Annotated in this window: 1 pseudogene; it reads left to right on the top strand. The window is 65.5% G+C overall.

The features are described from left to right. Positions 1 to 110 (top strand): annotated as a pseudogene (locus GCN75_RS28955) (Phenylacetic acid catabolic protein); the annotation flags it as partial. Positions 111 to 290 lie beyond the last annotated feature (180 nt).

The following is a 290-nucleotide window of genomic DNA, read 5'->3' as shown; positions in this document are numbered from 1 at the left end:
CGATCCTGCTGGCCAAGATCCAGGACGAAGCCGGTCACGGCTTGTACCTGTACAGCGCCGCGGAAACGCTGGGCGTGTCGCGCGACGACTTGCTGGCCGCCTTGCACGCGCCGGTGGGCAATCAGGCAGGCGGGAAAACGGGAAAGAATGCGGGAAGGAACGGAAAGGTCAGCGCAGGATGGCGGGCGCCACCGGCAGGGTTTCCAGGGCAATGAAGGCTTCCAGGCGTCGCGCGCCGCCGCCCTCCCGGCAAGGAAGGGCGGCCGGTTCTTATTGCTTTTTCACTTTCC

Source organism: Janthinobacterium violaceinigrum, assembly GCF_009208555.1.
GTDB lineage: Bacteria > Pseudomonadota > Gammaproteobacteria > Burkholderiales > Burkholderiaceae_D > Janthinobacterium > Janthinobacterium violaceinigrum.
The sequence above is the reverse complement of the archived record's forward strand: the minus strand, read 5'-3'. Positions and strand labels throughout refer to the sequence as shown.